The sequence below is a fragment of the Pseudogracilibacillus auburnensis genome (assembly GCF_003201975.1).
GTDB lineage: Bacteria > Bacillota > Bacilli > Bacillales > Amphibacillaceae > Pseudogracilibacillus > Pseudogracilibacillus auburnensis.
Window position 1 is genome coordinate 18,462 of sequence record NZ_QJJQ01000010.1, and the last position, 26,249, is coordinate 44,710.

At 36.9% G+C, this 26,249-nt stretch carries 26 protein-coding genes, 1 pseudogene and 1 riboswitch; of the genes and pseudogenes, 5 read left to right on the forward strand and 22 right to left on the reverse strand.

Going from position 1 to position 26,249, the window contains the following annotated elements; genetic code table 11:
- Positions 1 to 63: 63 nt before the first annotated feature.
- From DFR56_RS13570 to DFR56_RS13645, 16 genes and pseudogenes are all read right to left on the reverse strand, one after another.
- Positions 64 to 1,473 (reverse strand): aldehyde dehydrogenase family protein, encoded by a 1,410-nt coding sequence (locus DFR56_RS13570; RefSeq protein ID WP_110395992.1) that lies wholly within the window; start codon positions 1,471 to 1,473, stop codon positions 64 to 66.
- 19 nt (positions 1,474 to 1,492) lie between these two features.
- On the reverse strand, positions 1,493 to 1,786 hold the full coding sequence (locus DFR56_RS13575; protein WP_110395993.1) for a EutN/CcmL family microcompartment protein: 294 nt from the start codon (positions 1,784 to 1,786) through the stop codon (positions 1,493 to 1,495).
- Positions 1,783 to 2,517, reverse strand: coding sequence for a hypothetical protein (locus tag DFR56_RS13580; protein ID WP_110395994.1), 735 nt, complete (start codon positions 2,515 to 2,517; stop codon positions 1,783 to 1,785). The genes DFR56_RS13575 and DFR56_RS13580 overlap by 4 nt, the downstream gene beginning before the upstream one ends.
- A gap of 12 nt (positions 2,518 to 2,529) precedes the next feature.
- Positions 2,530 to 3,096 (reverse strand): phosphate propanoyltransferase, encoded by a 567-nt coding sequence (locus DFR56_RS13585; RefSeq protein ID WP_110396144.1) that lies wholly within the window; start codon positions 3,094 to 3,096, stop codon positions 2,530 to 2,532.
- Positions 3,097 to 3,188: 92 nt separating this feature from the next.
- Positions 3,189 to 4,121: a DNA-binding transcriptional repressor DeoR gene (locus DFR56_RS13590; protein WP_110395995.1), complete on the reverse strand. Its 933-nt coding sequence runs from the start codon at positions 4,119 to 4,121 to the stop codon at positions 3,189 to 3,191.
- A gap of 271 nt (positions 4,122 to 4,392) precedes the next feature.
- On the reverse strand, positions 4,393 to 5,310 hold the full coding sequence (gene rbsK, locus DFR56_RS13595) for a ribokinase (RefSeq protein ID WP_110395996.1): 918 nt from the start codon (positions 5,308 to 5,310) through the stop codon (positions 4,393 to 4,395).
- Positions 5,311 to 5,323: 13 nt separating this feature from the next.
- Positions 5,324 to 6,298 (reverse strand): substrate-binding domain-containing protein, encoded by a 975-nt coding sequence (locus DFR56_RS13600; RefSeq protein ID WP_110395997.1) that lies wholly within the window; start codon positions 6,296 to 6,298, stop codon positions 5,324 to 5,326.
- A gap of 21 nt (positions 6,299 to 6,319) precedes the next feature.
- A complete protein-coding gene (locus DFR56_RS13605) occupies positions 6,320 to 7,294 on the reverse strand; it encodes an ABC transporter permease (protein WP_244916533.1) in 975 nt (324 codons plus the stop codon).
- A complete protein-coding gene (locus DFR56_RS13610) occupies positions 7,278 to 8,780 on the reverse strand; it encodes a sugar ABC transporter ATP-binding protein (RefSeq protein WP_110395999.1) in 1,503 nt (500 codons plus the stop codon). Before DFR56_RS13610 ends, DFR56_RS13605 begins: the two co-directional genes overlap by 17 nt.
- A 36-nt stretch (positions 8,781 to 8,816) precedes the next feature.
- Complete coding sequence (gene rbsD, locus DFR56_RS13615; protein WP_110396000.1) at positions 8,817 to 9,215, reverse strand: D-ribose pyranase; 399 nt, start codon at positions 9,213 to 9,215, stop codon at positions 8,817 to 8,819.
- A gap of 97 nt (positions 9,216 to 9,312) precedes the next feature.
- A complete protein-coding gene (locus DFR56_RS13620) occupies positions 9,313 to 10,335 on the reverse strand; it encodes a LacI family DNA-binding transcriptional regulator (RefSeq protein WP_110396001.1) in 1,023 nt (340 codons plus the stop codon).
- Between the two features lie 264 nt (positions 10,336 to 10,599).
- Positions 10,600 to 11,732, reverse strand: a pseudogene (locus tag DFR56_RS13625) (amidohydrolase).
- Positions 11,733 to 11,891: 159 nt separating this feature from the next.
- Positions 11,892 to 13,061 carry an MFS transporter gene (locus DFR56_RS13630; protein WP_110396002.1) on the reverse strand — a complete coding sequence of 390 codons (1,170 nt, stop codon included), beginning with the start codon at positions 13,059 to 13,061 and terminating at the stop codon, positions 11,892 to 11,894.
- Positions 13,062 to 13,068: 7 nt separating this feature from the next.
- Entirely contained in the window at positions 13,069 to 13,446 is a 378-nt protein-coding gene (locus DFR56_RS13635) for a MerR family transcriptional regulator (RefSeq protein WP_211320634.1), read from the reverse strand.
- Between the two features lie 173 nt (positions 13,447 to 13,619).
- Positions 13,620 to 14,216: a YpjP family protein gene (locus DFR56_RS13640; protein WP_110396003.1), complete on the reverse strand. Its 597-nt coding sequence runs from the start codon at positions 14,214 to 14,216 to the stop codon at positions 13,620 to 13,622.
- Positions 14,217 to 14,676: 460 nt separating this feature from the next.
- Positions 14,677 to 16,152, reverse strand: coding sequence for an MDR family MFS transporter (locus DFR56_RS13645; protein ID WP_110396004.1), 1,476 nt, complete (start codon positions 16,150 to 16,152; stop codon positions 14,677 to 14,679).
- Positions 16,153 to 16,552: 400 nt separating this feature from the next.
- Between DFR56_RS13645 and DFR56_RS13650 the strand changes: the two genes are divergently transcribed.
- From DFR56_RS13650 to thiE, 5 genes are all read left to right on the forward strand, one after another.
- Positions 16,553 to 17,167, forward strand: a complete 615-nt coding sequence (locus tag DFR56_RS13650; protein ID WP_110396005.1) for a TetR/AcrR family transcriptional regulator — start codon at positions 16,553 to 16,555, stop codon at positions 17,165 to 17,167.
- A gap of 47 nt (positions 17,168 to 17,214) precedes the next feature.
- A riboswitch (TPP riboswitch) is annotated at positions 17,215 to 17,326 on the forward strand.
- A gap of 115 nt (positions 17,327 to 17,441) precedes the next feature.
- A complete protein-coding gene (thiW, locus tag DFR56_RS13655) occupies positions 17,442 to 17,936 on the forward strand; it encodes an energy coupling factor transporter S component ThiW (RefSeq protein ID WP_110396006.1) in 495 nt (164 codons plus the stop codon).
- Between the two features lie 17 nt (positions 17,937 to 17,953).
- Positions 17,954 to 18,748, forward strand: coding sequence for a bifunctional hydroxymethylpyrimidine kinase/phosphomethylpyrimidine kinase (thiD, locus tag DFR56_RS13660; RefSeq protein WP_110396007.1), 795 nt, complete (start codon positions 17,954 to 17,956; stop codon positions 18,746 to 18,748).
- 180 nt (positions 18,749 to 18,928) lie between these two features.
- Positions 18,929 to 19,681, forward strand: a complete 753-nt coding sequence (thiM, locus tag DFR56_RS13665; RefSeq protein WP_244916534.1) for a hydroxyethylthiazole kinase — start codon at positions 18,929 to 18,931, stop codon at positions 19,679 to 19,681.
- A gap of 6 nt (positions 19,682 to 19,687) precedes the next feature.
- Positions 19,688 to 20,299, forward strand: coding sequence for a thiamine phosphate synthase (gene thiE / locus DFR56_RS13670; RefSeq protein ID WP_110396008.1), 612 nt, complete (start codon positions 19,688 to 19,690; stop codon positions 20,297 to 20,299).
- Positions 20,300 to 20,302: 3 nt separating this feature from the next.
- Here the strand turns inward: thiE and DFR56_RS23315 are convergent, their stop codons facing one another.
- The 6 genes from DFR56_RS23315 to DFR56_RS13695 form a co-directional block, all read right to left on the reverse strand.
- Positions 20,303 to 20,479 carry a hypothetical protein gene (locus DFR56_RS23315; RefSeq protein WP_211320635.1) on the reverse strand — a complete coding sequence of 59 codons (177 nt, stop codon included), beginning with the start codon at positions 20,477 to 20,479 and terminating at the stop codon, positions 20,303 to 20,305.
- Between the two features lie 178 nt (positions 20,480 to 20,657).
- Positions 20,658 to 21,815, reverse strand: a complete 1,158-nt coding sequence (locus DFR56_RS13675; protein WP_110396009.1) for a GNAT family N-acetyltransferase — start codon at positions 21,813 to 21,815, stop codon at positions 20,658 to 20,660.
- Positions 21,816 to 21,912: 97 nt separating this feature from the next.
- Positions 21,913 to 23,118 carry an ABC transporter permease gene (locus DFR56_RS13680; RefSeq protein ID WP_110396010.1) on the reverse strand — a complete coding sequence of 402 codons (1,206 nt, stop codon included), beginning with the start codon at positions 23,116 to 23,118 and terminating at the stop codon, positions 21,913 to 21,915.
- Positions 23,115 to 23,795, reverse strand: a complete 681-nt coding sequence (locus DFR56_RS13685) for an ABC transporter ATP-binding protein (RefSeq protein WP_110396011.1) — start codon at positions 23,793 to 23,795, stop codon at positions 23,115 to 23,117. Before DFR56_RS13685 ends, DFR56_RS13680 begins: the two co-directional genes overlap by 4 nt.
- Positions 23,779 to 25,065, reverse strand: a complete 1,287-nt coding sequence (locus DFR56_RS13690) for an efflux RND transporter periplasmic adaptor subunit (RefSeq protein WP_244916535.1) — start codon at positions 25,063 to 25,065, stop codon at positions 23,779 to 23,781. Before DFR56_RS13690 ends, DFR56_RS13685 begins: the two co-directional genes overlap by 17 nt.
- A 475-nt stretch (positions 25,066 to 25,540) precedes the next feature.
- Positions 25,541 to 26,158: an NUDIX hydrolase gene (locus DFR56_RS13695; RefSeq protein ID WP_110396012.1), complete on the reverse strand. Its 618-nt coding sequence runs from the start codon at positions 26,156 to 26,158 to the stop codon at positions 25,541 to 25,543.
- Positions 26,159 to 26,249 lie beyond the last annotated feature (91 nt).

Here is a 26,249-nt window from a genome sequence, read left to right on the forward strand (position 1 = left end):
ACTGTTTTTTTCTGTTTTGGAGTTTTTTCCTCTTTTGATGTACTCATAAGCAACCACTCCTAATTAAATAATACGTAAACCGTCCACTAAGACGGATCGTCTCTGTCGCGTAAAAGTTCGTGCAGAAGTTAAACCTTCTCCAGTCGGCCCTGCAATTGTTAATGTTGTAAACCCTTCACTTTCATAACCTAATCCAGCTACAGATGGTCCATTTTTTACAAATATTGTTGCTTCAATTGTTTGTGCCATTTTTGTTAAGTTCGTAATACTTTCAGAATGCATCATCGCTGTATGGCGATTTCCTTTTTCGGCAGTTTTTGCTAACTTAATTGCTTCATCAACGGATGATACTTTTACAATCGGAAGTATTGGCATCAACATTTCTGTATGAACGAGTGGATGGTCATTTGATACTTCGACAATGATTAGCTTCGTATCTTTGTCTGCTTGTATACCGGCAGCTTGTAATAAAACAGTCGCGTCTTTTCCAACATAATCTTTATTCGCATAATGTTTTCCATCTTTTTCGATTAAAATTTCCTTCAATAACTTTTCAAACTGAAACGCTTTTAATTCAATTGCATTATTTTTTAACATTTCTGTTTTTAATTCTTGGGCTACTTGTTGAACGACAAATACTTCTTTCTCTGCTGTACATAAAATATTATTATCAAAACTTGCTCCAAATACGATATCTTTTGCTGCTTTTTTAATATTGGCTGTTTCATCTACTACAACAGGTGGATTTCCTGGTCCAGCTGCGATCACTTTTTTTCCTGTGCTCATCGCTGCTTTCACCACTGCTCCCCCACCTGTTACGACAAGCGCATTAATCTCAGGGTGATTCATTAATTGTTGACTCGTTTCTAACGTCGGTTCGATTACGGATGTTAAAACGTTCTTTGGTCCACCTGCTTCGACAATTGCCTCATTCAATAACTTCATCGTTTGGAGAGTAACTTGTTTAGCACTAGGATGTGGGTTATAGACGACAACATTGCCTGCCGCAACCATTGATAAACTATTATTAATCATTGTTGCTGCTGGATTTGTAGTCGGTGTTATGGAACCAATGACTCCAAGTGGAGCTTGCTCAACAATCGTCAACCCATTATCTCCTGAGTAAGAAGTACTTGGTAAATCCTCCATCCCAGGAGTTTTTTCAGCTGCTAATATATTTTTAGCTCTTTTATCTTCTACCCTACCTAAACCAGTTTCTTGTACCGCTAAGCTTGCGAGTTCTTCCGCATGCTCTATACTAGTCTTGCGCATGTTTTCAATCATTTGTACACGTGTTGCTAGCGATAACTTTTTCAATGCTTCATTTGCTTGTTTTGCAGCTTGAACAGCCTCATCGACCGTTGGATACACCCCTTGTCCTAACTGAGTTACTGCAGTTTGGTTAGCATTATTTTCTAGTTTGTTCATTACTTCTTCTACAAGCTGTTGGATAACCTGCTCACTAATCTGCATATGTAATCACCTACTTTCCCTACCTTTTATGAAACGTTTCTTTCCCATCAATCTCAATCGAATCGATCACACCTACGATCGCCGAGTCAATGGGTGTATCTTTTGTTAGTTCTGTTTGTCTAGCAGAGCTTCCGCCAACTACCATGACAATTTCCCCAACTCCCGATCCAACAGTATCAATGCTTACTAACGGTTTTCCATCAGGTTCCAAACTCACCATATCGACTGGTTGCACGACAAGTAGTTTTTTTCCAGTTAGCCTATCCGCTTTATTGGTAGAAACTACATTACCTACTATTTTGGCAACAATCATAGATCATCTCTCTTTTCCTCATCGTTTTTCTCTTTTATAACAATATGAAGCTCCCTAGCCACATCCTTAGCCATCGGTGTAATGATGCTATTTTTTGGAACAAAAATCGCTTGTTTTCCGCTTTTTGCCACTTCTTCCACATGCTTTGCTAATACCAACGGCTTTCTGTCATAAGCTACTTTAATGCGAGCGCTGATCACCTTTAATGCTTGCTTCATGGAACAGAAATGGATTCCAGCTTTTCTTAGTTCCTTCACATAAGACTGCGCTTTTTTTTCAATCGATGGCCTTTGCCAAAACATCATCCGCCTACTTTGTTGAATGATATCATGACCAAGCAACACTTCTTTTCCTTCTAGAGCTAGTTGTAGGGTGACCCAAATAGACTGTGAATCATCTAATAATAGAGATAATTTTGCTAAAAATCCATGACTAATGACAGGACAATATAAGAGGTCCATATTTTGACTAAATAAATCGATATCTTCTTTCGTTATTTTTTCTAGAATAAAGCAATCATGAACATCTAATGTAGCTACTTGCTCCTGTTCTTGTTCAGAAACTAGCAAGGAAACATGAAATCGATTTGCTAAAGTTTCAATATGTTCCCAGACATCTTTTGAATGCTCCCGTCCATTTGATAATAAAACTAGGATATGTGATGGATTACGTTCTTTTTTTATATAGTCATTTAACGTTTGGTAAACTAGCGAAGAAATATAATCTCTCATCCACATCCCCTCCTATCTTTTCAACCATGCTTTTTGATCATTTTGAATCTGTGCCGCATTAGCTTCATCAAAGTCAATATGCATTTCAAGTTGAAAACTTTCTGAAACACGAATGAGCGTATCATGAAAAGTGACACTGCGCTCACCCGGAACAAAAATGTCTACCTTTTCTCCATGTTGCACCCCGAATTTTTCAGCGTCAGTAGGATGCATATGAATATGACGGGCTGCACAAATAAGGCCTTTTTCTACCTTTAATTGACCTCTAGGACCTTGTAAGATAAAGGAGGGTGTTCCTTCTATATCTCCCGAAAGCCTAACAGGAGGTTTTACACCTAACACGAAGCCATCACTAAGGGAAATTTCCAACTGTGTCATTTCTCTAGCTGGTCCAAGGATCCTGACATTTCTTAGATTTCCTCTCGGTCCAATAACTGTTACAGTTTCCTTGCAAGCAAATTGTCCAGGCTGGGAAAGCTCTTTATGCTTCGTCAGTTTATACCCTGTTCCAAAAAGACGTTCTACCACAGCTTCAGAAAGGTGAACGTGCCGGTTGGATACACCGATCGGAATACACATCCTATCCTTACTTGTTACTTCGCTTTGAATTACATTTACAACAGTTTCTTCCACAAGTTTTTGCAATTCTGTTTGTTTCATGGCATCCTCCCTTATGTAAATTTTTCTATAAGGGCTTCTGCTGTATAATTATCTGTTATGAGAACATTCGCGTACGCCCCATTTAATGCACCAACAATACTATTGAATTTTCTAGAACCTCCAGCAATTAAAACAGATGTTTCTTTTTCACCCAAGAGATGTAAATCAATGCCGATCGTTCTTGCATTTAATTCCTCACTGCAAACCTCACCATTAATCGTAAAAAATCGGGAACATATATCCCCTACCGCTTTCTTATCTTTTAATGTTTGCATGTCCACCTCATTAAAATAGCCAGCTTTATTTAAGGTAGAATCTTCATGTCTATCACCAACAGTAAATAATGCAATATTCGCCTTTCTAGCTAATTTGAGTAAGCTAGAAATATGACGATCCGAAACAATCATTTGTTTAATCTCCGCTCGTTCTACAATAGCTGGTAATGGTAAAAAATATGGAATCGTATGAAAAGATGCTCCTAGGTAATTGATAATTTCTGACGCAAATGTATTTGTTTCCGAATGCGAAACGCCTCCATTTAATTGAACAACCTGAACATTATGAACCTGTTTTGGTGTCATATTTTTTGCAACCTCAAAAATGGTTGTTCCCCATGTTAACCCGATAATATCTCCTTCCGTTACAATTTCAGAAAGATACTCAGCACCTTTTGAACCCAAATATTTTTTAATAATAAAGTCATCATTTTTAGGTGCATTGACAATCATACATTCCTTTAAGCCGAAACGCTCTTTAATTAATTCCGCATTCTTCTGTTCTTTTTCATTTATGTCGTTGATTTTAATCTCTACAACGCCTTTTTCTTTCGCCTCTTGAAGTAATCTTGAAACAGAAGGTCGTGAAATACCGAGCTCCTTAGCAATTTCTTGTTGGCTATAATCCAATTGATAATACAACTTTGCAACCTTTACAACTCTATGCATTTTGTCACCCTTTGAAACTTTGTCCGAAACTTCAACGACCTTTGGCTAGGTCAGTTTTCGAAGCCTTCATAAACATTTGTTCATTGATGTTTGAACGTTTGATTATATCTTACCCCTTTCTTCATAAATTATCAATACTATTTGAGATATTAACTAAATTATTTGGAAATATTATCGGATAATTTTTTGCTTTCATATTACTAACTACGATAAAAGAAATCGCTTATTTAAATGATTAGTAATAAGCGATTTCTTTTATTCATACAAAAATTTATTCTGCTAGAAATTTTTCAACTTCCTCAGCAAACGGCATAGCTGGAGCTGTACCTACTTTTGTTACTGCTAACGCAGCAACAGCATTCGCTCGAGTCACTGCTTCTTGTAGGGAAAGTCCATTAGCAATAAAGGTAGCAAATGCACCATTAAATGCATCCCCAGCACCAGTTGTATCAACAACATTGACAGAGAATGCCGGAACAATGCCTCCTTCACTTGTTCCATCATATACAAAACAACCCGTTTTCCCTAATGTAATAAGGACAGTATGTACCCCTTGCTCTTTTAGTTTAATAGACGCTTCACGAGCTGAGGCTTCATCCATCACTTTCACTCCGGATAGTAAACTTGCTTCTGTTTCATTTGGTGTAATATAATCTATTTTTTCAAGCAGATCCTGACTCACATCTTGATACGGTGCAGGATTTAAAATAATTGGTTTACCCAACTTATTTGCTAGATTTATCGTCGTTTCAACAGCCTCCATCGATGTTTCTAATTGTACTAGTACTATATCCGCATCTTTAAAAGACTGTTCAGCTTTAACTATATCTTCTTTCGTTATTTTGCCACAGGCACCTGGTGCAACAACTATCATGTTTTCTCTTTGATCGTCTACCGCGATAAGAGCTGTACCTGTCACCTCATCAGGATGACGTGTCACATGAGTAGTGTCGATGTTTTCGGTTGTAAAATTCTTTAACGCTTCATCTCCGAAAACATCGTGTCCTACTTTGGTTAACATCGTAACACGTGAACCAAGTCGGGCAGCGGCAACCGCTTGGTTCCCGCCTTTTCCTCCTGGCCCCATATGGAACGGTCCACCTAATACCGTTTCACCGGGACTTGGCATATGAGGTGTGCGGCTCATTAAATCCACTACATAACTGCCTACTACTAAGATGTTTGCCACACTAGCCACCTACCTATCTCGTTTTCACTTCGTCAACATTATCCTCTGTTACAAGTGTGTTTTCTAATGTAATTTGATCATCTACCACTTCAACATTTAACGTTTTAATTGCAGCATTTACTGCTTCACGTCCTAGGAAGAAAGGTGGTTCTGCTATAGTTGCATCTAAGCGTCCTTCGCGAATCGCTTCTATGGCAGGGTCAATCGCGTCTGTTCCAATGATCACAATTTCATCTAAACGTCCTGCTGATTCGATTGCTGAAAGAGCACCCATTACCATTTCATCATTTGCTGCATATACTGCATCAATTTCCTTATTAGCTTGTAAAATATCTTCCATTACCGATAGAGCTTCACCGCGGTCAAAATTAGCTGATTGACTCGCGATAATTTCAATCCCTTCTACATTTTCCATATGGTCGTTAAACCCACTACTACGGTCTTGACCAACGTTTGTCCCTAAAATCCCTTGAATTTCAACTACTTTACCTTCTCCACCTAGTGCTTCTTCTAAGTATGCTGCTGCTATACCACCTGATTTTAATGCGTTAAATCCAACATGTGTAACGATGTCACCTTCTGAAGCTTGGCGGTCAACTGTTATTACCGGAACTCCTTGGTCATTTGCGAGTAACGCCGCTTGGCCAGCTGCGTCACTATCAACAGGGTTTAAAATTAATAAATCTACCCCTTGTTGTAATAAGTTTTCAACATCTGACATTTGTTTACCAGGGTCACCTTGTGAGTCTGTTACAACTAATTCAATCCCTTGTTCCTCAGCTGTCGCTTCTGCACCATCTTTTAAGTCTACAAAAAACGGGTTATTTAACGTATTTACTGCCAATCCAATTTTCATATCTTCTGTATTAGACGCCTTTTCTGTATCATCCGAATCACTATTTTCTGTGCTTTGATTAGCCTTTTCTCCGCTACAAGCTACAAGTGTAAATACTAAAACTAGTGCTAAAATACCTAATAACTTTTTCATTGTGCTAGCCTCCAATAAATATTATTTTTTAAGATTTGCTAACTTACTATCAATTAAAACCGCGGCTAATATTACTAACCCTTTTGCGATATCTTGATAAAATGGCGATACATTTGTTAGATTTAAAATGTTATCAAGTACCCCCATTATTAAAGCACCAATTAATGTACCAGTTACAGCCCCCCTTCCCCCTGAAAGTCTAGTACCTCCAATAATTACCGCTGCGATGGCATCTAGTTCCATACCTGCACCTGCGTTTGGTTGTGCTGACATGAGGCGAGAGGTATAAATCAAAGCTGATACCGAAGCGAAAAAACCAGCAAGTGCGTATACAGCAATTTTCACTCTGTCTACGGAAATACCTGCTAACCTTGAGGCTTCTTCATTTCCTCCAATCGCATAGAGGTAACGTCCAAATGTTGTGTGTTTCAATACCCAATACATGATAATGTAAATAACAATCATTAATACAATTGGAAATGGAACACCAAAAATTGTTCCTGCTCCGATAAATCGAAAGCTTGTGTCACTAACGACAATTGGATTTCCTTGAGTAAATACTAAGGTCATTCCTCTTGCAATAACCATGACTGCTAGCGTAGCAATAAATGCTGGTACTTTTCCTTTAGCAACGATGAATCCGTTAAATATTCCAAGCACTATTCCTACTAAAATACAGGCAATTATAGCAATTGGTAAAGGGATTCCAGCTGTTATTATTCCAGCTAAGACTGCTCCAGAAAAAGCCATCACAGAACCAACTGATAAGTCGATCCCTGCTGTTATGATTACTAACGTCATGCCAACAGACATGATGGCAATTATAGATACTTGACGAAATACATTAAATAAATTACTCGTCGTCAAAAAGGCATCTGATAGTAAACTTGCTACGATAAGTAATGCAACAAAAATGAGTAATACACGATACTTATCAAGTACTAGTAATAAATTAATCCACTTTTGTTTGTTATCTTTGCTAGTCGTTTTCTCCAACTGTTTCACCCCCTGTTGCATAATTGAAAATCTTCTCTTGTGTTGCTTCTTTTGAAGATAATTCTCCACTTATTTCTCCTTCGTGTAATACGATAATTCTGTGAGCCATTCCAAGAAGCTCAGGCATTTCAGAAGAAATCAACAAAATGGAAATACCTTCATTTGTTAAATCCTTTATGATTTTATATATCTCTGTTTTTGCTCCAATATCAATCCCTCTCGTTGGTTCATTTAGAATTAATAACTTAGGATTCATTTGGAGCCACTTCCCTAACACTACTTTTTGTTGGTTTCCCCCACTTAAAGTCCCTACTTCTACAGATGAATGGTGGACTTTAACTTGCAAATTCTTCACCCATTTATCTACAATTTGATCCATTCTTGACTTTTTTAATATTCCAGTCTTAGTCATTTTTCTATAGAATGGTAGCAATATATTTTCATATACGGATAGATCGAGAATTAAACCTTCTCCTTTACGATCATCCGTTACTAAAGATATACCAGCATCTATTGCTTCCTTTGGAGTCATTATCTCTTGTCCAAACAACTTCACACTACCTTGCTGAAGTTGATAAAGTCCGAATAATGCCTTTGATAAATCTGTTTTACCAGAGCCTAACAATCCTGCAACTCCAAGAACTTCTCCTTTATGAACGTTGAATGAAATGTTATGTAAACGATTTTTAACGCTTACATTATTCACTTCCAAAACAACATCATTCGATGCCTCGGAACGGGCTGGAAATAAGTCTTGAATATCCCTTCCTACCATCATTGAAACCATTTTGTCTTTCGTAACATGCTTCACTTTCTCAGAACCGATATATTCACCATCTCTTAGCACAACGATACGATCAGCTACTTGACTTACCTCTTCTAAACGGTGTGTAATAAAAATGATTCCTAATCCATTCTTTCTCAAATTGTCCATTAGATTTAGTAATGTCTGTGTTTCCTTATCGTTTAACGTAGCCGTCGGTTCATCCATAATTAATATTTCTGAATCAAATGATAACGCTTTAGCAATTTCAATTAATTGCCTTTCCGCTACAGAGCAATCAGAAATGAACTTTTCTGCTGGTAAATGATCAATACCAACCTTTTGTAAAACCTTTTTAGTCTCTTTATGCATTAACTTCCAATCAATTACTCCCGAAAACTTTCTTTTTTCGCGACCAAGAAATATATTTTCGGCTATTGTTAAATCTGTAATTAAATTAAACTCTTGGTGAATGATGCTGATCTTCAATTCTTGTGAATGCTTTGGATTCAAAATAGTAACTTCTTTACCTTTTATGTAAATACTTCCCGAAGTCGGACGATGAACACCAGCAATAATTTTCATTAAGGTGGACTTACCAGCACCGTTTTCTCCAAGTAGTGCAACAACTTCCCCTTGATTAACTGTTAAGTTGATATTTTTTAATACAGTTATTCCAGAAAATGATTTCACTATATTTTCCATATTCAATAAGGTAGTCATAGGTATCCTCCTTTCAAAACTAATATATAATGATAATTAGTAAACAACTCCACCTACTAAAATAACATTTGCATAAGCAGTGAATTCCCCTGAACGTACTACACCTCTTGCTGATTTCGTTCTTTGTTTAAAGTCTGTATGAGGAAGATACTCGATTTCAACACCTTCTAAACGAGCGAGTATTTCTTTTTGCATTTTTGGACTAACGGTTTTAATTTCTTCTGCCATAATGACCTTTTCAACCGATAAATCATCTAATACAGTATCTAACAATTCTAAGAAAGGAACCAAACCTTGCTTAAGTGCTAGGTCAATACGTGTGTTCACTTCCTCAGGTAACGGTAACCCCGCATCAGTTACAACAATTTCATCTGTATGACCAGTTTCAGCGATTAGTTTGTTTAATTCAGGGTGTAATATTCCATGTTTTTTCATTATTATGCCTCCATGTAAACGTTTAGATTTTATTGATAAAATTTTTCTCTATTAAATCTAAACCTAAATGTAAACGTTTAGATTTAATGAGAAAAAATTATAATACTATTTTCCTTTTACAAGATTCTCTTACATTTAAATGCGGTGTTAAGATAATTTCTCTACTCTTTCTCTCCTCTATATTCTCTTCCATAAGTTGATCGTATAAAAGCTGAAATGCTACTTCTCCTAATTGCCTCATTGGTCGGGATACTGTCGTTATTTGGGGCCGAGTAAAAGTTGCAATCTCAATATCGTCAAATCCTAAAAAAGATATTTCTTCTCCTAACTTCCAATTCATTTCTTGTATGGCTTTTAATGCCCCTATACTCATTAAGTTGTTACTTGAAAAAATCGCGGTTGGAGGAGTATCTAATTGTGAAAACTTTTTTGCAATTTCATAACCACTGTCTTCCCTGAAATCTCCATCACCTATAAACTCTTCTCGTATATCTAAACCAAACTCTTTCATCGCCTGAACATATCCATTATACCTTTCATAGCCGGGAGTTGTGTTTTGCGGCCCCCTGATGATTGCTATATCTTTATGCCCCTCATGAATCAGATGGCGAACAGCTTCATAGGCTCCCTCTCTATTTCCAATAATAACTGTATCAACCTGATAATTTTTTATGACTCGATCTACTGCAACAATGGGAACCCTCAAATCAAATAGTGGTTTTAACTGCTCTCCACTCTCATCTGCTGTCGTAACAACTACCCCATCGACTCCACGTTCGATAATATGCTGAATTAATTTTCGTTCGTTTATTTTAGATTCATTAGAACTACTCACCATTGTAAAATAGTCTTTTGCAATTGCCTTGCGTTCAACACCAGCAACAACCTCAGAAAAAAAAGGGTTACATATATCCGGAACGATTACAGCGATTGTTTTTGTTTCTTTTCGAACCATACTACGGGCTACCGCATTACGTACATAATTTAATTCTTTAATAGCTTGAACAATTTTTTCTTCTGTCGACTTTCTGACTCCACCTTGAGCATTAATTACTCTAGAAACAGTCGCAACAGAAACATTTGCCTTTCTTGCCACATCTTCAATCGTTGCCTTTTTCATGATCTCACCTATTTATAAACGTTTAGTTTTCCAAAAATGTAAACGTTTAGATTTAGGTATTATAATAGCATTTTTATTTTATAATTGCAATACATATTATTTTTTTTGGTTTTATCTTCTCCATAAAGCAGAATGATAACTTGTTTGATTTTTAACGATTTTTGAGATACTACTAGAAAAGTAATATCTCAAAGGAGCTTACAGACAGAAGGATTCAATCCAACTGTCTGGAATATTTTATCATCTTTAAAATTGGGATTCAAACTACCCGTATACTACTTCCCCATTAATATATGTTTCTACCACTTCTGTCCGTAAATCAAACGGATCACCGTCCCAAACAACGAAATCCGCATCTTTTCCTACTTCAATGGAACCTACTTGATTCTCTATCCCTAAATGTTTTGCAGCATTAATCGTAATTGCCTTTAAGGCTGACTCTTCTGAATAATTCCCATCTTTAACTGCATAAATGGCACTCGTCATTAAGTGTTCGATTGGTACAACGGGATGATCCGTCGTAATAGAAACCGGCACACCAGCCGCTTCAAGTGCAGGCAATGTATACCATCCCATCTCCGATAACTCCAGTTTTGAACGAGATGACATTGTTGGTCCAACAGATACTTTCACATCATGTTCTGCAATATAATCAGCAATTAAATGTCCTTCTGTACAATGTTCGATCGTAATTTCAAGATTAAATTCTTTTTTAATTCGTAAAACGGTCGCAATGTCTTCTGAACGATGTGCATGAACTCGTAATGGAATTTCACGTTTCAATACTTTGCCGATTATTTCTAACTCAAGATCACGTTCTCCTTTCCCTGCCGCCAACTTTTCTAAATAATTTTGCCCTTCCACAAGCTTTTTTCTTAATGTTGCTGCTACACCCATTCTCGTCATTGGCATTTTTCCTTTTGACCCATATACTTTTTTAGGGTTTTCTCCTGTTGCCGCTTTTAGGCCCGATAATGTCCGAACAGCCATTTGATCGACAATATTTCCGTACGTTTTTACGATGAGCATTTCCCCACCAATCACATTTGCACTCCCTGGCATTATTTGTACGGTTGTAACTCCACCTTTTCGCGCATCCATAAATGCTCTATCATTCGGATTAATTCCATCGATTGCCCGTATATGTGGGGTGACAGGTGAGCTCATTTCATTAAAATCATGCCCATCTTCCCTACCCCATCTTCAAATACTCCGAGATGTGTATGGACATCAATTAGCCCTGGTGTAATTGTTTTTCCTTGCATATCAAGAGTCTTGCAATCTACTGTTTCATCACTATTTATTTCTGAAAACTTGCCATCCTTCACTAGAAAAGAGCCATTTTCAATTATTTCGCCTGTACCCATGTATAATGTTGCATTTTTTACTATGTACATGAAACTTCCTCCAGTACCTTTTACATTTATTGTATCATTTCATTTTTTCATGTAAACAAAAGGAGTCAATCCTAAAAATTAGATCTGTTCATTTATGGAATTAAAAATAGAGTATCGTTATTCTCTTTTCTAGATGCTATCATGTTAGTTAAATAATATTTATCCATTTATCTTGTTTTTAAAAATTTGCTGAATAACAAGAAATAAAAGGAGTCCTATACATACAAAAACACCACCTACCCAACCGATATGGATAATGGAAATCCTATTAATGACTAACCCTCCAACTAGAGCTCCTAATCCTATACCTAAATATAAGGAAGAGGCGCTAAAGGACAGGATCATAGAAGCTTGCTTTGGGTTGAGTGAAATTAAGTGAGCATTTAATGCAGGATTTAATGCCCATGCAGCAAAGCCACACAACGCACAAATAAGTACTGATAATAAAATAATTAGCCAATTAACAGGAAACAACATCAACAAAGAAATACTAAACAATGTCATTGCAAAAAATAAAAGCGAAAGTATTAGCGTTTTTTTTGCACCATAACGATCTGTTCCATAACCTCCAGCAATGTTTCCAAAAATACTCCCTATCCCAAACAATACAAGAAACCAGCTGATCATCGTATATTCTATATTCGTCGTTTTTTGTAAAATTGGAGCGATATAGGTATAGAGCATAAATCCCCCCGTTGTTGACATGACACCCACAACTAGCGTTAACATCACATGAGTATTTAATGACATTAATCGTTTTTTGAGCGGAATATCGGCTTCCTTTTCCATGACGGGCAACAGCCAGTTTATACCAATAGCCGTAATGATGCCTATAATTGCGATAAATAAAAACGTTATTCTCCAACCAAAAGTTGTTCCAATCCACGTCCCAATTGGAACACCTAATATAATTCCAACTGTTAACCCTGCTGTGATAACCGATAGGGCTTTTCCTTTACTTTTTTGAGTAGCTAATTTTGAGGCTGTAGTCATGGCGATTGGTGTAAATAGCGCTGCACTTAATGCTGCTAAAATGCGAGTAATAAAAAGCCAACCAAACGATGGGACAATTACAGATAAACCATTTGCAATAGAAAAGAGAAGGATTGAAGTTGTTAATATTTTTTTCTGCTGTAAATGTGCTGTCAAGGTTCCTAATACAGGCGCTCCCAAAGCATAAGCGAAAGCAAAAACAGTCACCAATTGACCTGCCATAGAAATACTTACTTCAAGATCATGCGCAATACTTAGCAATATACCTGCAATCACTAAATCATCTGTCCCTATAATAAAGGTTCCCAAAGCCAATATGACGATACGGTATTTCAATCATACATCATCCTTTCGTTTGCATTTCTACTTTTCTCCAAAAAGAAAGGACGTCCTTAAGCTTTGATTCCGATTCTTTTAAAGTCTCTATTTGTTGTTGTGTGTTTTGTAGTTTTGCTTCATATAAAGAAATTGCCTCAGGTGCACATTTTATTATTTCATTACCTGGAATAGATGATTCACAAGATAAAATGGGACTAATTTCATCTGTTCGCAGTCCTAAGTCTAAGAATAATTGAATTGTTTTTACCCGTTCTACATCAGCTATATGATATTGTCGGTAACCATTTTCAAGCCTCTCTGGTAAAATCAATCCTTTCTTCTCATAATATCTTATCGAACGAATGCTAACTCCCGTTTTATTGGATAATTCACCTATAAGCAATAACATTACATCCTTTCTTTTTGTCTAATATAGGTTAAAGCATGACACTGTGGTAGGGTCAAGTAGAAAATGAGGAACCATATGTATTTCTCATTCAAAAAATATATACGAAAAAGCTCCCCAGTTTCACCGAACTAGAGAGCTTTCTATTTAACTCATTATGTACATACTCTTTATGACATCCATTTTGGTGGCATATTTTTATCCCAATAAACATCGCCTATTTCATGATGTGTTTCAAATCCATCTGTTCTTAAGTGATAATGGAAATTAAACCAGTGTCCTTCCAATGGACGGTGATCTCTGCGGACATGAAATTTAGCAATCACTTGCTTTTTCTCATAATCATACACATTAAAAATTCGCTCACCATACCCTTTTGCTGGGTTTTCAGTTATATCATAATAAGCAAGTTTATCTTCGCCAGCTTCTGCAAACATTAATTCCAGTTCCTCTTCAATCTTAGGCAAAATGACAGCTCGAAATTCATCCTCCACTTGACTAGCGATACGCGGGCCTAATTTTATAAGCGCTTGTTCTTTTGCCTTTTTAGTTAATTCGGTTATCTGGTCTTCTTCATATACGGCGTCATCAAAAGAATCATTTGCTACTTCCGTTTGGGCTAGGACCGTTTGTGTCACAGCTGCTTCAGAAGAAACAGTTGCTCCTTTGCTTTCCGCATCAGACGTAATATCAGTAGATGGAATATAGATTCCAAGTGTCATAATCGCTACTAGGACTACGGATACTTTTCTAAGCCACAATTTCATTATGTACTCTCCCCCTTTATTAGGGTATAAACGATTACTTAAATTTTATCATGCAAAAAGAAAATGTCTATCAAATTAGACATTTTTAATAAAAGATTAATATTTTAGTCACTTTCATAACACATGAAGTAAGGATTCATCCGAACAATATTTATTAAAACTGTTGTTTTCCGCTACAGGCGAACGCTTTCCCAAGGTCTACCGGCCTCCAACGCATAAGACGTGGCGTACTTAGTCTGCATCCCCCGTGCTATTCTAGTAGGAGTCGTCGCCACCTTTTGCTACCAGCAATTCATTTAGATTTAGTATTTTTATTCACGGACAACTGACCATAGAGTAAGTGTTATCGTTTGGATACATCGCCAATTATCTATTTATGATATTGATTTATTTAGTATAAATAAAGCTTTCATAGAAATGTTTGCCTATTACATAAGACAAACATTTCTAATTAGGAACCTTACTCTTTTCCTTTTTCTTCTACTATGTCATCAGGATTTGCTCTGTACACAAAAAATGACATAACTAACACGACAACTGCAAAGGCAATCGCAATAAAGTATACTAATTCTACACCCGAAACGAGTGCTTCATTGATCGTTAGCGGATCATTCGGATTAGCTGCCTTACTTAAAATATTTTGTTGTCTCGTATTCATAATACTAATAAATGCGGATACCCCTATCGCCCCCGCCACAGGCTGTAATGTTGAGACGATTGCTGTTCCATGCGGATATAGTTTTTTTGGTAGCTGGTTTAATCCGTTCGTCTCCGCAGGCATTAGCATCGCAGATATCGAGATCATCAGAATGATATAGCAAACAACAATAACCCAGACCGGTGTATCCATATTTATTCTACTAAAAACGACCATCGTTCCACATAAAAAAATACTTCCTGGAATCATTAATGCTTTCGGTCCAAGTTTATCAAATAAATGACCCATTACCGGCGATAATAAGCCATTTAGCAAACTTCCCGGCAATAGAACAAGACCGGCAGTTGCGGCTGATAATGCCAGTGGTCCTTGCATAAAAATAGGTAATATTATTTCTGATGCAAACATCGCCATAATGATAATGAAAAAGAAAATTACACCTAATGTATACATTGGAAACTTAAAAACACGAATATCCAACACTGGTTCCGGTAACTTTAATTGTCTCAAACAAAATAAAACTAAACTGATCAATCCGATAAGAATCGATAGGAAAACAATTGGTGCGAGGAAACCCGCCTCCTGATCACCAACAGAGCTAAATCCGAATACCACTCCTCCAAAACCAATCGTTGAAAACACAATGGATATCCAATCGATTTTTGGTTTTGTCACTTCTGATACGTTCAGTAAATATTTATATGCAAATAAAATAGAAAAAAGCGCAAACGGAATGACTGTTATAAATAAAAAGCGCCATCCTAAATATTCAACAATTACTCCAGATAATGTCGGACCTATTGCCGGAGCAAACATAATGACGAACCCGACAATACCCATGACTGCCCCCCTCCGATTGGGTGGGTAAATTAATAAAAATGTATTAAAAATAATTGGAACTAAAAGTCCAGTACCAATCGCTTGAAAAAAACGACCCGCTAATAAGATAGTAAAATTAGGTGCCACTGCACAAATTGTCGTTCCAATCGTAAATACAATCATTGTCGCAAGAAACATTTGCCTCGTTGTAAACCATTGTAATAAAATGGCTGACATTGGAATAACGACACCCATCATTAACATAAAACCTGTTGCCATCCACTGCACCTGCGGAACAGTAATAGAAAACTCTTTCATTAATGTAGTAAGTGCAATATTTAATAACGTTTCATTCAAAATGGCAAAAAAAGCACCGATGATCAGTGAGATCATAATAGGCATGACTTTCGCATTTGGATCATCGGCTAAAAATTCATATTTTTTTGGTGTATCGTTCATTATATTACTCCTCTTTAAGGTTAATTTAAGATAGGAAATAAGGATTAGCTATTAAGATTTACCGATACGATCTACATTTCATTCAGTCCTTTACAGTTAATCGACTTATTATACCATTTTTTTGTTTATTTTTTCCGATCTTTTTTAAAAAATTACACATATTTTACTTAGAAAATGATCAACCCTATCTATCTATTTTCACATGAAAAAATCCATGTAGATTAGCTCATAGCTTTAGTTGGAGTTGGCATCATTTGAGAACAATCCTTCCTCCATTCATTTCCTATGGTATAATAAAATTACACATACCAACAAGACTCTAATACCAATAGTATTTGAATACCGACAGTACTAATAATAAGTTATCAACTATTATATTGTCAAGAGGAGATTAATTAAATTGAGTAAAAAACGTTTAACGCGCGAAGAGAGTAAACGAGAAACACGAAACAAGCTGTTACATGTCGCAACAAAAACTTTTATGGAAAAAGGATTTTATGGAGCTTCCATCGATGAGATTGCTGAAGAAGCAGGATTTTCAAAGGGGGCTGTCTATTCAAATTTTGGTTCAAAGGAAGATTTATTCATTGCCGTATTTAGTGAACGGCTACAAAAGGATATTCAATCTATCAAAACTATTTACCAACAACAAACTTCATTGCTTGAGTATATGGAAGTGTTAGAAGAAAACTACCATAAAGAACTAAAAGAAAATAAAGCGTGGGGCGCATTGATGCTAGAATTTCTCATTTATGCGTTACGAGAGGAATCAGCCCGTAAAAAGCTAGCCCCAATCTTGCAAAAATCGCGAAAACAATCAGAAGAAATACTAATACACTTTGAAAATAAAGAAGAGAGTAATTTCCCACTCTCCCCCGAAAAACTATCCTTCTTATTATTAGCATTGGACGTTGGTACAAGTATTTTACATTTTGTTAGCGAGGAAGATGTTCCTGAGCATATTATTGTTGATGGGCTAAAGCAACTGCTTAAACTTGATAGTGAAACTAATTAACAAAACAGTGGATATTTGCTATACTTATGTTGAAAACTATATATTAGGAATACTACTAGGGGTGCCCTTATCGGGGGGCTGAGAGGAAATGAGCACATTTCTAACTCTTGTGAACCTGATCTAGTTCATACTAGCGGAGGGAAGTAGTTAGATGATTTTCTAGTCTATTTTTCGAAAGTTAACCAGGTTCGTGAGCGTCATGAAGCTGGTTTTTTCATGTTTATTTGATACTAACTTACCTCACCCTGTAAAAAAGAAAGGAGGAGGATCCTTTTTGAATAGAACTCGCATGCTTACAACGATGGCACTGCTAGTTGCGATTGGCACATTAGGCGCACAGTTTATTTGGTTCCCAGCCGGAATTGCCAAAGCATATCCTGTTCAACATGCGGTAAACGTATTGGCGGCTGTGATGCTCGGTACAGGTCCTGCTGTTATGATTGCCTTTGTCATTGGACTTCTTCGCAACATGTTAGGGCTTGGATCATTGCTCGCATTTCCAGGTGGAATGATTGGTGCCTTTTTAGCAGGATATTTATATCGTCGCTTCGGTAAAAAGTATTTTGCAGCAATGGGGGAAGTCATTGGAACTGGTATATTTGGCGCATTATTTGCTGTCCCTTTTGCAAAAATCCTAATGGGAACGTCATTTGGGGCATTCTTTTTTATTCCGCCATTTCTCGTTAGTAGCTTAGCAGGTGCTGGGCTTGCCCTATTTATCGTTTCACGGGTAAAATCGGAACAATTAATGAGTGTAAAACATGATTAAGAAGGAGCTAGATAGTGATGAAAGAAGTTGCTTGTTCTCTGACGATTGCAGGTACTGATCCAACTGGTGGTGCGGGAATTCAAGCTGATTTAAAGACTTTTCAAGAGTTGCAAAGTTACGGAATGTCAGTTATTACGTCTGTTGTTGCCCAAAATACGACAGGTGTACAAGATATTCACCATATTCCACTTGCCATGATTGAAAAGCAGCTGGATTCGGTTTTTTCAGATATGCCTGTACACGCAATGAAAACGGGAATGATTGCCAATATCGACATGATGCAAATCATTCAGAAAAAAGTTTCAGGTAAAGATATTCCTTTTATTATCGATCCTGTCATGGTTGCAACGAGTGGAGATGCTTTAATTAGTGATGATGCTAGAGATTATTTACGAGACCATTTATTACCACTTTGTACAGTTGTAACGCCAAATATTCCCGAAGCTGAATTTTTAACCGGAATGAAAATTGATACATTGGATACGATGAAAAAAGCTGCGGAGAAAATTGTTCATGAATATGGTGCGGGGGCTGCTCTAGTTAAAGGCGGACACCTCGTAGGCGATGCAGTTGACTTTTTATATGATGGTAATCATATGCATGAATTTACCGCAAGTCGTATCGATACAGTCAATACGCATGGAACAGGTTGTACGTATTCTGCAGCAATTACAGCATATGTAAGTCATGGTTTAACCCTTTATGAGGCAGTGGAAAAAGGAAAATATTTTGTTACCGAAGCAATTAAACAATCGTTTGATCTAGGTAGTGGAAATGGGCCGACAAATCATTGGGCAGTAAGGCTAGTTTAGGGAATTATGTGATATGTGCAGGGTTATGTGTTGGATTGGATTTTTGGTTATATGCCGTTTCCGAGGATTATGTGCCGATTTCATGAATTTTGTGCCGTGGAAAACGAAGATGTACTACATTCCAGAATAGTGAGCTACAAGAAATTGAGTATGTTTCATATGGGAGGTAAAAGTGGAAAAATGAATATAATTGAGCAAGTAAGAAAAAAACAGCCTTTGATTCACCATATAACAAACCAAGTCGTCATGAATTTTACAGCAAATGGCTTATTATCATTTGGAGGCTCCCCGATTATGGCAAAAGAAGTATCGGAAGCTCGGGATATGGCTACTATTGCAGATGGCGTATTAATTAATATCGGGACACTTGTTCAGCCTGATATTGAGGCAATGATTATTGCGGGACAAACAGCGAATGAACGGGGGATCCCTGTTGTATTAGATCCAGTTGGAGTCGCGGCAACCCCTTATCGAAAGCAAGCGATTAAAAAACTATTCAATAATGTTCAGTTTACAGCGGTAAAAGGCAATGCAGGAGAAATGGCACATCTCGTCGAAATCGCTTGGGAAACAAAAGGCGTCGAATCAATTGATGACGATATGAGCAAATTAGAAAGTGTAGCGCTTCAAGTGGCGGAAAAATATAATACGCTTGCTATTGTAACAGGAAAAATCGATGTAGTCGCTCAAGGAACCAACGTTAAAGTGAATGATACAGGCCATGAATATTTAACGCAAATTACGGGAGCCGGTTGTTTACTTGGTTCTATCGTTACTGCATGTTTAACAACAAATTCAGATCAGATAAAGGCTGTCTACGAAGCAGTACGTTTTTACGGTCAAGCAGCAGAACAAGCAGCTGCGAGAAGCGATGTCTTTGGAACGGGAACATTTTTGCCACATTTTATTGATGCGCTTGCTACAAAGGAGTAAGAATATATGGCAAACTATTTACGAAAATATTTTATTATGGGTAGCCAAAATTGTAACCGAGATCCAGAAAAAATTTTAACAGAAGCTATTGCGGCCGGAATTACCGCTTTTCAGTTTCGCGAAAAAGGAAATGGCTCGTTATCTGGTGAGGCCAAGATAACACTCGGAAAAAAACTGCGTGAGATTTGCCGTCAATATACGATTCCCTTCTTCATTAATGATGATGTCGAACTTGCTTCCGTGCTTGAAGTTGATGGAATTCATGTAGGACAGGATGATACATCAGTAGCGAGATTACGTGTTAAATTTCCGAATCTTGAACTAGGGTTATCTGTTTCTAATGAAGAAGAATTTAAAAAAAGTCCCATACATTTAGTAGATTATGTCGGTGCTGGTCCTATTTTTACGACAAGTACAAAAGATGATGCAAAGCCAGCTGTTGGAACAGAGTGGATTACGTTTTTACGAAACAAACACCGACACCTTCCAATTGTCGGAATTGGAGGAATCAATGAAATAAATGCTAGTCAAGTGATGGAAGCCGGGGCAAATGGAGTAGCAGTTATTTCCGCCATTACAAAAGCTCAAAATATAAAAGAAGTAGTAAAATCACTTTAACGTTTAAAAAACCTCCTTATGTCCAGCATAGGGAGGTTTCATTGGTTTGGATATTGGCACTTTTTGCTTTCTCACCAATTGTTGACAGCATGACAGCATCACTGGTACGTATTGAACTGTCGTGATAAAACTTGTTGCCTTTGGTGGAAGTCCGATCACCGTCGTTACAGTAACAATCATCCTTATCACTCTTCTGCTGCAGTTGATACTCAATAGGGATGAATACAAACAGCAGCAAATTAATATGGTTTTTCCTCTTCACATAAAGTGATGATTTTCTCTTTCGTGCTTTCCGCTTTAATAACGGATGACCGATTATAATGGCACTATTTTGTTCATATTTCATTCCGCTTTGAAATTAGAAAAAATCGGTTAAAAATGTTTGTGTTTTAGGAATCATTTTTTCTAACAGTTCAATTGATGCTCTATCCCCTTCAAGAAGACCATATTCAAACAGTTCAGTCGGGCGTTTATATCCTAAACATATCGCAACAAGCTGTTGAATAGAACATTTGATGTTGCCGTCACCTTTCCCTTCCATCTTTGTTACAAATGTTTCACCACTGTCACTTCGAATTACATACACACCATTATTATCTAGTAAAAATTCATCTTCAACCTGCAGTTGAACAACTCCATCAACAGGAAAAATATATTGTTTTAAAAACGCTAAAACATCAACAATACGGGCCATAAAATAAGGTTCAACTTCTTGGTCAAATGTAGGGTCGTCGATCATATATGGAAGTAAATCATTTTCTGGAACGGTTAGTTTTACCTTCTCAGCCATCGAATCGTGATTGGAAATAAATTCATATAATACATGCTGTCCATTTATCGATGTATAAGCTACTTCTTTTGCCGTAAAAATATCATCTTTTACTTTATAGATAATATACCCTTCTGCGGCATCTACATTATTATAAGCAATTGCAACTTGAGCCTCTTCGTCAGTAAGTACTCGTTGCTCCCACCACTTTTTATCACGTTCAAGCATTCCATTAAATTTACTTGCATATTTCGTATATATTTCTTGTAAAAGTTCTAAGTTCCGGTTTCTTCTTATGTACCCATTTCCATCCCATTTACGTTTTAGTCTCTCTATCGGGATCGTATAATTTTTATTTGAAAAAGCAAGTTCCCATCCATACTTCCGATAAAATCCAACATGGAACGGGTGCAAATAAGATATCGTTTCTCCTGCTTTTTTCATTTCTTGCAATGAATGCAATAACAGCTTTTTTGCGATTCCCTGCCTACGATATTCAGGCCATGTCGCAACTGAACTTACTCCACCCATTTTTAACGAAGTGCCATTGATTAAAACACGTAAAGGAATATGATGTAATTTGCCAGCTAATTGGTCATCAACTATATATCCCCAAATCTCATGCCGTTCCGCCTCTTTTTCCTTTTTCGCAAATTGATCAGGATTTAAATAATACTGAAAAGCAAATTGCGATAAGGAAAAAATATCTTTATAATTTGCTTTCGATAATCGCCTAATCTGTCCCATTTACTCCCTCCTAATTACTTTTAATGATAAGTATAAACGAAAAAGAAAAAGGTCTCCATCAACAAGGAGGTGTCGATTTGACCTTTTCTTTTAAACTTTATTCATGCCTTAATGCATCAATCGGACTTAATTTTGACGCCTTATTTGCTGGTAAGATTCCAAACACAATTCCGATTAGTGCCGAGAAGCTTGCTCCAATCATAACGACAATTGGACTAACGACCGCTGTAAATGGTAAGAACTGTGAAACGATTATTGTAACAAGCATGGCAATCCCGATTCCGATAAGGCCACCTAGCAAAGTAATCGTCATCGCTTCAATTAAAAATTGAAATAAGATTCTTTTTCTAGTGGCTCCGATTGCTTTCCGAAGACCAATTTCACGTGTACGTTCTGTAACAGAGACGAGCATAATATTCATTACACCGATTCCACCAACTAAAAGAGAAATTCCTGCGATACTGCCAATAACTAATGTAACAATTTTATAAAAGGAAGCAAATTCCTCCTCATATTCACTCATATCCCAATATGTGTACTCGCCATCTTCTAAATTTTTTATTTCCGATAAACGTGTTGCGGCCAGATCAGCTGTTTCCGTTAATGTCTCTGCACTTGCAGCTAAAACTTGAACTTGTTGAATTTCAGCAGCACCAAACATCATACCATTTAATGTTCGTGGCATTAGTGCTTCTCCATCATCTCCCCAGCGATATTCGGGTGGGGTAGTAGATTTATACACTCCAACAAGTTTATACGGATTACCACTTATTTCAACAATTTCTCCGATAATATCTTCATCTTCTTTAAATAATTTATCCCTTGTAAAGTCATCAATCATCACAACCCGATTCATATTATCATTATCTTGCATCGTAAAAGGACGACCTTCTACCATTTCGATGTTTTTGCCGTAAAAATAATCACGTCCAACCCCAACGATTTGTAACTCTATTTGTTTTTCATTATGAAACAACGTTCCCCAACCATGGTTTATTCCCATTGCTACTTTTACACCAGGAAGTTGTTGGATTTCTGCTAAATCGTCAGCAGTTAATTCTGGTTCAACCCACATCATTTCAGATCCGTCATCCGTTGGGAATGGCTCATAATACAGCTCGATTACATTTTTATCATCACCAAATAATTCGTCCGTTAATTGGGTTTGTGCACCTGTTCCTATCGCAACGATAATGATAACCGCGCAAACACCAATAATAATCCCGAGCATCGTTAGAATGGAACGAATTTTGTGATTCCAGATAGAGGATAACGCAATTTTGAAACTTTCGAGTATGTTCACGCACTATGCCTCCGATCTTCCGTAATTTTGCCATCCCGAAGAAAAATAATTCGATCTGCATATGCTGCAATTTCTTCCTCATGTGTAACAAGGATGACTGTCTTCCCTTCTTGATTCAGTTGCACGAATAATTCCATAATTTGTTCACTCGTTTTGGAATCAAGTGCTCCAGTCGGCTCATCCGCAAGAATGATTTCCGGATCATTAACAAGTGCTCTTGCGATACAAACCCGTTGTTTTTGCCCACCAGATAATTCATTTGGTAAGTGAGTCGCCCTGTCCCCTAATCCTACCTTTTTAAGCATTTCTTGCGCTCTTTCTACTCTTTCTCGTTTTCCGACATCTGCATAAACTAGTGGAGCTTCCACATTTTTTAATGCATTTTGTCTTGGTAACAGAAAGAACTGCTGAAATACAAACCCGATATGCTTGTTACGTAAACCTGCTAATTGATTTTCATGAAAGGAGTTTATTTTTTCTTCATTTAGCTCATAAGTCCCTGATGTAGGCGGATCAAGAAATCCAATAATATTCATTAACGTTGATTTACCTGATCCCGATGGTCCCATAATTGCGATAAATTCGCCGTCTTTAATTTCCAAATCAATATCATGGAGAACTGGAACTGTTAATTTACCTGATTGATAGATTTTATTAATTTTATTCAACTTCATCATATGAAGCCACTTCCATTCCATCATGCATCTCAGGAGTCGGACTAATAACGACAAGTTCACCTAATTCTACACCATCTTTAATCTCAGCAAATTCGTCATTCATATTGCCGACTTCGACATCACGTTTTTCCAAGATTCCATCTACTAACACATACACAAAAGGAGATTCTTCCACCATATCAACATCAGCTTCCCCAAACATATCATCCATTATCTCCGTATCTTCCTCGCCCATATCCATCATCATATCGTCCATTAGTGCCATATGTGGAACGACAAGTTTCTTCTTATCTCCACCCACACTTACTTCAAGAGAAACATGGAAACCTTGACGGAGGTCTTTCGTATCATCGGTAATTTCTACCTTAAATGGATACATCGTTACATTACTTTCTCCACCCAAATCCATATCTCCTGCTCCATCACTTGTAGGAAACTCTGAAACCGATTCTACGCTTCCTTTCCATTCTCGATCTTTATACACCTTTGGTCGCACAATTACTTTTTGATCTTTTTTAATCTTAACTGCATCAAATTCACTCATTGTCCCAATTACTTTATACGGATCATCTGAGATAATGTGAATGATCGGCTCTGTCGCTCCTTCTTCTGTTCTTTCCACATTTTTATTTACTTTCACAACTGTCCCACTCATCGTACTTTTGACGGTTAGTGCTTGTCTTTGTCTATCTAATTCATTAATTTCAGCTTGTGCAGTAGCTTCCTCCGCCTTTGCATTTTCTACTTCAAGAACTAGTTGATTCCTTTCATTCTCTAATTCACGAATGCTCTCATTCGTAATGACAACACCCTCTTCGTCGTCACTTTGACCATTATTCATATCTTTTTTCATTTGTTCGATTTGTTGTGCCAATTGATTTACTTGGTTTTGTATCGATGTTGTATTATTTTTTGCCATATCACGGGCTCTGACAGCAGCATTAATGTCATTTTGGATTTTCGCCTCGTCATACCGGAATAATGTATCATCCTTTTTTACCTTTTGGTTTTCCTTCACCAAAAACTCCTTTATTTCACCATTTTCCGGGTCGGCATAAATTTTTTGTTCATTTTCAGGTACGATTTGACCAGTCACTAAAATTGTTTCATCTAATGCTTCCTCTGTTACTTTTTCTACAAGCACTGGCATATCTTCTGGGCTTTCTCCTTCAACCGAAGTAGCTCTGACTTTTACAAAATAAATAACTGCCATGATGATAATAATTGCAAGTACACCTACACCAATTAAAATCTTTATCTTTTTACTCACTTACCTTTTCCCCCTACTTTCCTACATTGTATTAAATAAGTAATACACTAAAATTAAAAAAACACATATCAATATGTGTTACTCTACTAATACACTTTGATCCATTATAATTGCTAATCGGATCAATTGCAAGACGAAAAAATAGTTTAATCGTTTTTTTACTCTATTTTAACAATGGGTAAAAGGAATGAATCTTTTGTCACAACATAGGACTTAAAATTAAATCATTGGTAATATCGGATCAATTGTTAATCATTCAATCGAACTATATCCTTTAAAGATTTCATTTGGCTGGAACATAGATTGCTAAAGAAAAATCCGACCAATGGTAGCTGCAGTTAACCCGCTCAGGAGTAACTTCACGAAGGTAATGTATTTTTGCCTTTAAACTAGATCGTTTATTTATGTCCCAGACTCAATATAATTTGCTTGTATTTACTTGGAATTGCTTTTTTATCTCCGTCTCCTAATCACCTTACTCGAAATAGCAACTCTTTTCGTAGATTGCTTTTAAGAGGAGATCAATTTGCGAATGAGTGATTCGTTCCAACGATAGTTCAGGTAAATGATTGGGATCAAAAAAAGCGACATCAGATGTTTCCAAACCCTTTTCTAGATGACCACTTTTATAGTCACAAAGAAAACATATTTTATAAATATGGTATGGTGAAGGTGGATGAGGATGTTTTTGTCGATCAAATATCGCCAAAACTCGTTTCACTTCTACCTCAATTCCCGCCTCCTCTTTAACCTCTTTTTTCGCAATTTGTGCTGGTGAGATGCCGATATCAGCCCATCCTCCAGGAAGTGACCATTTATTGTCCGCTTTTTCTTTGACGAATAATAATTTCCCTTCCTTTAACACGATACCTCTAATATCTATTTTCGGTGTCGCATAACCTGATTCGTTCGTGAATAAAGTTGTTAATGTGCCCATTTCTACATGAGTATAGGTGGAAAGAATTTCTTTGCTTAGTTCCCGTAATTCTTCATAACGTTCCTTATCATACTCGTCTTTTGTATAAGTAAGACCTGTTTGAGCGATTGCTTGTATTTTTTTTGCCCACTCTAGCCAATTATATGAATGCTCCATCCCTTACCTCCTTAATTTGAACGTTTTCTAGATGTTTTCTATAAAATTATGGCGTTTTTTTACTTTTATTATATTAGTTAGTAATTTCAGA